We start from the raw sequence: 5,541 nt of genomic DNA on the forward strand, positions 1-5,541 counted from the left end.
GGCCCTCTTTTTCTGCGCTCGCGGTGAAGGGCATGGCTAGCGGCAATAGATGCCGTTCCTCGGCGAAGGCCGTGGCACAGTTCAGACCGTGGGACTGGACCCCGGCCTCGGCCGGGGAACATCCATACTCGCGGCGATCAGACGGCCGGGCGCGTCCACAAATGCGCAGGCCGGGGCGTGTCAGCAGGCCAGCGCCTAGCGCGACCGATGACCTGCATGCCCGCCCGCGCGACCCAGCCTAGCTTCGCCGCCTTGGTCGTGATCACCCGCGCGTCCCAGGCCTGTTCGCCCCGGCGCGCGACTTCGCGGGCGATGTCGCCATAGATGCCCGCCGCCGCCAGCACGGCCCAGGCCGCCCGTGGCGGCAGCGCGCCGGTGCCATGGCGCGCGCTCTCCTCATAGGCCGCGGCCATGTCCGCCATCCGCCGCGCCAATATGGCGAGGCGCGGCCGGAGCCAGGGCTTCATATGTTCGCCGGGCGGCATATCCATTTCGGCCAGCCACTCCTGCGGCAGGTAGCAGCGGTCGGCGGCCTCATCCTCACTGATGTCGCGGGCGATATTGGCGAGCTGGAACGCCAGGCCCAGGTCGCAGGCGCGGTCGAGCGTCGCCTGATCATCGGGATCGACCCCCATCAGCACCGCCATCATGCAGCCGACCGCGCCCGCGACATGATAGCAATAGCGCAGCATATCGTCCTGGCTGCGCGGCCGCCATTCGCGCGCGTCGAGCGCAAACCCTTCGATCAGATCATGGGCATAGCGGGCGGGAATGGCGCATTCGCGCATCACCACGCCAAAGCCGTCAAAGGCCGGATCGCCGGTCGGTTCGCCGCGCAGCGCCTGATCGGTCATCACCCTGATGGTCGATAACCGCGCCTGCCCGTCCACCACGCCCTGGAGCGTGCCACCATGATCCTGCCCGTCAGCGATATCGTCGCATTTGCGGCACCAGGCATAGAGCAGCCAGGCGCGCTCGCGCGTCTGCGGGTCGAACAGGGTCGATGCCATGGCGAAAGATTTGGAGCCGCGCGCAATGCTCTGCTTGGCATGGGCGACGAGCGCGGGGCGGTCGAATATGGGCAGGTCGGTCATGCCATCGCCATGCCCTGCCCGTCTGCCCAAGTCATCCCCTATCCCTATGCCTGGGCTACAGGATCAGAGCCGATCCGCCTTCATCGCAAAGATGGTCTCATGTGGCTGATAGGCGGCCAGCGCGTCGAGCAATTCGTCAATGCCCTGGGCATGGATCAAAATCTCGGCATGTTGCGCGCGGATGAAGCCCGCTTCCACCATCTGCCGGTTGAAGCCGATCAACTGGTCATAGAAGCCCGCGACATTGAGCAGCCCGACCGGCTTTTGATGATAGCCAAGCTGCGCCCAGCTGATCGCTTCCCATAATTCGTCCATCGTGCCGACCCCGCCGGGCAGCGTGATGAAGCCATCCGACAGGTCGGTGAAGAGCTGCTTGCGCTGATGCATCGTCTGGACGACGTGTAACTCCGTGCAGCCGCGATGGGCCACTTCCGCACCAACGAGCGCTTCGGGGATCACGCCGATCACCTCGCCGCCCGCCTCCAGCGCCGCATCGGCGACCGCGCCCATCAGGCCGAGCCGCCCGCCGCCATAGACGACGCCGATGCCGCGTTCGGCCAAGGTGCGGCCCACCATGCGCGCCGCGTCGATATAGGTCAGGTCGGCCGGCGTCGCCGAACCGCAATAGACCGCCAATTTCTTCATCGTCTCTAGCCCAGATCTTCCAGCATCAGCGCGGCGGTTGCCTTGGCGCTGCCCACCACGCCGGGGATGCCCGCGCCGGGATGGGTGCCGGCCCCTACCAGATAGAGATTGGGAATGACATCGTCGCGATTATGCGCGCGGAACCAGGCGCTCTGCGTCAGCAACGGCTCCAGGCTGAAGGCGCTGCCCAGATGCGCATTGAGGTCGCGGCCGAAATCGGTCGGCGCATAGTGGAATTGCGTGACGATACGCGACCGGATGTCGGGGATCAAGCGATGCTGGATCTCGTCCAAGATACGCTCGGCATAGGCTGGCGCAAACTGATCCCAGTCGATCGGCAGCTTGCCCATATGCGGCACCGGGGCGAGCGCATAGAAGGTCGAATGGCCTTCGGGGGCCATCGACGGATCAGTGACGGTCGGGTGGTGCAGATAGAGCGAGAAATCCTCCGGCAGCACGCCATGATCGTAGATACCGGTGAGCAGCCCTTCATAGCGCGGCCCGAACAGGATCATGTGATGCGGAATGCCGGGCCAGCTGCCCTTGATACCGAAATGCAGCACGAACAGGCTGGGCGACCAGCGCTTGTTGGCGAGCCTCCCGCCCTGCTTCTGTCCACGGGGATGATGGCCCAGCAGGTCACGATAGCTGTGCATCAGATCGGCGTTACTGGCGACCGCATCGGCCTCCCCGCGCCAGCCCGACGCGGTGTGGACGGCGGTGACCTTGTCACCATAGGTTTCGATGCGGGTGACCTTGTCGCCCAGCCGCAACGTGCCGCCCAGCCGCTCGAAATGTGTCGCCATCCCCTCGACCAGCTTGTTGGTGCCGCCCTTGGCGAACCACACGCCACCATCCTTTTCCAGCTTGTGGATCAGGGCATAGATGGCACTGGTCTTCATCGGATTGCCGCCGACCAGCAAAGTGTGGAAGGACAGCGCCTCGCGCAGCTTTTCATTCTTCACATAGGAAGACACGACCGAATAGACTGACCGCCACGCCTGGTAGCGGGCCAGCGCCGGGGCGGCCTTGATCATCGAGGCGAAGTCGAGAAAGGCGACCGATCCGAGCTTGCGATAGCCCTCTTCGAACACGCCCGCGGCATAATCGAGGAAGCGTTCATAGCCCGCGACATCGCCCGGATCGAGCTTGGCGATCTCGGCACGCAGCGACACTTCGTCATTGCTGTAATCGAAATTGGTGCCATCGCGCCAGTTGAGCCGGTAGAAGGGGCTGACCGGCATCAGCGTCACATCCTGCGCCATGTCATGGCCGGACAGACGCCATAGCTCGTTCAGGCAATCGGGGTCGGTGATGACGGTCGGCCCGGCATCGAAGGTGAAGCCGTCCTTCTGCCACATATAGGCCCGGCCGCCGGGGCGATCGCGCGCCTCGACCAGCGTGGTGTCGATGCCTGCGGATTGCAGGCGGATGGCCAGCGCCAGGCCGCCAAAGCCCGCGCCGATGATTATCGCTTTCCTGGTCATCAGGCGGGCGGATTCAGCAATGTTCGCATGGCATCCCTTATGGGCACGGGGGGGCGGCCGCACAAGATGCGGACACGGTCAGTGATGGTGGAACGTCCGGCGTAGAAACGCTGGATGAGGGGCGCGCGCAGGCCATAGAAGCGCGCGAAGATACGCCAGCGCTGGTCGGGCACCGCCGCACCGAACAGCATCTTGCCAAGCAGCCGATAATAGCCGCCGCTGCGCCAATGCGCCGCCGCATGGGCGCGCGTGACGGTCGCCAACTGGTCGAGCGGCTGATCGACCAGCCAGGTGGCGAACCGCACCGCGTCAGGCAGCGAATAGCCGGTCATCGGCTGGAACAGCCCGGCCCGCACGCCCGCGCGCGCCACCGGATCATCCTTGGGCCAATAACGGTCGAAATCGCCACCATGGACCACGGGCAACACGCCCTGTTCGCGGTGGATCAGCGTGCCGGTCCAGCCCTTGTCGCTGGCATAGGCGGCGATACGCGCGTCGATGGCGGCCACGTCCAGGTCGGGCGTGTCACTGTAATAGGTATCCTCGATGAAGATCGTATGATCGTCCCACGGCAGCAGATAGACGAAGCGATAGCCATCCATCTGCTCGACCGTTGCATCCATGATCACGGGCCGGTCGATGCCATGCGGCGCATCGAGCCGCAGGGCATGGCCGACAAACTTCTGCCAACCACAGCGCAGCGGCGACAGGTCCGCCGCCCCGCGCGCGTCGATCACCGCCCCCGCGTCAATCTCCCGCTCGTCGGTCAGGCGGACGCTGGTCGGCGTGACGGCGGCGACGCTCGCGCCGGTCATCGTCACATCGCCCAGCGTCGCCCGGACATGCGCGTCGAGCCGGGGCGAGGCGATGCTGTTATAAGGGGTGTCGAGACGGCGATGATGGCCTGGAAAGCGGACCTCATGCCCCTGTTCCCAGCGATGGGTGACAAGCGGATCAATGAGCCAGCGGTCCTGTGCGGCCACGTCGCCATCGAAGAAGGACCAGATGTGGTTGCCGCCGATCGCCGCGCCGCTTTCGATCAGCCGAATACGGACATCGGGCCGCTTGGCCGCGAAGGCAAGCGCGATCAGGCTGCCGGACAGGCCGCCGCCAAGGATCGCCAGATCGCAGTCCAACCGGTTTGTCATCGCTCCCTGTTAGGCGAGGGGGGCTGGCAAAGCCATGGCCGAAGTGGGAGTAAGCTATGGTTTTTAGGGCAGGTGATGGGCCTTGTCGCGACCGCGCCCATAGTATAGGGGGCTACCCTATGCATATAGTCGCGGATCGAGACAAATTACTGGCGCGGGTGCGCCGGATCGCGGGGCAGGTCGCCGCCGTCGAGCGTCAACTGACGGGCGAGGCGGGCTGTTCGGAAACATTGCAACTGGTCGCTTCGGTGCGCGGCGCGGTCGGCAGCCTGATGGAGGAACTGATCGAGCAGCATATGCGCGAGCATGTCGCCTGCCCCGGCCTGTCCGACGAGGCGCGCGCCGCGGCTGCCGAAGAAATGCTGGCGCTGATCCGCCGTTACGGGAAATGACGATGCACGACGATCACTCTCACGGCACCGGGCACGGCCACGCCCACGCCCATCATGACCACGCGCCATCGCCCGCCAGCATGGATGGCGAGGACAGCCATTATTTCGACCATATCTATCTGTCGGACGGGCATGATAAAAATGCCCGGCGGACGCTGTGGGTCGTGTGGCTGACCGCCGCGACCATGGTGGTGGAGATCGTCGCGGGCTGGATGACCGGCTCGATGGCGCTGCTCGCCGATGGTTTCCACATGGCGACCCATGCGGGTGCGCTCGCCGTGGCGGCGGCGGCCTATCGCTATGCGCGGCGGCACGCGCGCAATCCGCGCTTCACCTTCGGCACGGGCAAGGTCGGCGACCTGTCGGGCTTTGCGTCGGCGCTGCTGCTCGGCGTCATGGCGCTGTTCATCGCGATCGAATCGGGGATGCGCTTCCTGGAGCCGGTGCAGGTCGCGTTCGGTGAAGCGACGCTGGTGGCAATCGTCGGCCTCGTCATCAACATCATCAGCGCGTTTTTGCTGGGCCACGACCATAGCCATGATCATGGACACGGACATGATCATGGCGACGACCATCACCATGGCCATGCCGACAACAACCTGCGCGCCGCCTATGTCCATGTGCTGACCGACGCGTTGACATCGGTACTGGCGATCGCGGCGCTGCTCGCCGGGCGCTATCTCGGCTGGTGGTGGCTGGACCCGGCGGTCGGCATATTGGGGTCGATCGTCATCGCGCGCTGGGCCTGGGGCCTGATGAAGGACACCGCCGCCAT

At 65.3% G+C, this 5,541-nt stretch carries 6 protein-coding genes; 2 read left to right on the plus strand and 4 right to left on the minus strand.

What is annotated here, in order from left to right; genetic code table 11:
• Positions 1–137: 137 nt before the first annotated feature.
• From IL54_RS08415 to crtY, 4 genes are all read right to left on the minus strand, one after another.
• Entirely contained in the window at positions 138–1,094 is a 957-nt protein-coding gene (locus IL54_RS08415) for a phytoene/squalene synthase family protein (protein ID WP_076605480.1), read from the minus strand.
• A gap of 63 nt (positions 1,095–1,157) precedes the next feature.
• The gene (locus IL54_RS08420; RefSeq protein WP_037474747.1) at positions 1,158–1,739 is read right to left on the minus strand and encodes a TIGR00730 family Rossman fold protein; all 582 of its coding nucleotides are present in this window, start codon (positions 1,737–1,739) and stop codon (positions 1,158–1,160) included.
• Positions 1,740–1,744: 5 nt separating this feature from the next.
• Positions 1,745–3,226 carry a phytoene desaturase gene (locus IL54_RS08425; RefSeq protein ID WP_037474750.1) on the minus strand — a complete coding sequence of 494 codons (1,482 nt, stop codon included), beginning with the start codon at positions 3,224–3,226 and terminating at the stop codon, positions 1,745–1,747.
• A complete protein-coding gene (gene crtY, locus IL54_RS08430; protein ID WP_037474752.1) occupies positions 3,226–4,374 on the minus strand; it encodes a lycopene beta-cyclase CrtY in 1,149 nt (382 codons plus the stop codon). Before crtY ends, IL54_RS08425 begins: the two co-directional genes overlap by 1 nt.
• A gap of 119 nt (positions 4,375–4,493) precedes the next feature.
• Between crtY and IL54_RS08435 the strand changes: the two genes are divergently transcribed.
• Entirely contained in the window at positions 4,494–4,766 is a 273-nt protein-coding gene (locus IL54_RS08435) for a metal/formaldehyde-sensitive transcriptional repressor (RefSeq protein WP_037474755.1), read from the plus strand.
• Positions 4,763–5,541 (plus strand): CDF family Co(II)/Ni(II) efflux transporter DmeF (dmeF, locus tag IL54_RS22870; protein WP_081913036.1); only part of this gene is annotated, 779 nt, incomplete at its 3' end. The genes IL54_RS08435 and dmeF, both read left to right, overlap by 4 nt.

Source organism: Sphingobium sp. ba1 (assembly GCF_000743655.1).
Taxonomy (GTDB): Bacteria; Pseudomonadota; Alphaproteobacteria; order Sphingomonadales; family Sphingomonadaceae; genus Sphingobium.

Coding starts and splice junctions, on each gene's coding strand:
- IL54_RS08420 (WP_037474747.1), bottom strand. CDS start 1,739: ATGAAGAAATTGGCGGTCTATTGCGGTTCGGCGACGCCGGCCGACCTG.
- IL54_RS08415 (WP_076605480.1), bottom strand. CDS start 1,094: ATGACCGACCTGCCCATATTCGACCGCCCCGCGCTCGTCGCCCATGCC.
- IL54_RS08425 (WP_037474750.1), bottom strand. CDS start 3,226: ATGACCAGGAAAGCGATAATCATCGGCGCGGGCTTTGGCGGCCTGGCG.
- IL54_RS08435 (WP_037474755.1), top strand. CDS start 4,494: ATGCATATAGTCGCGGATCGAGACAAATTACTGGCGCGGGTGCGCCGG.
- crtY (WP_037474752.1), bottom strand. CDS start 4,374: ATGACAAACCGGTTGGACTGCGATCTGGCGATCCTTGGCGGCGGCCTG.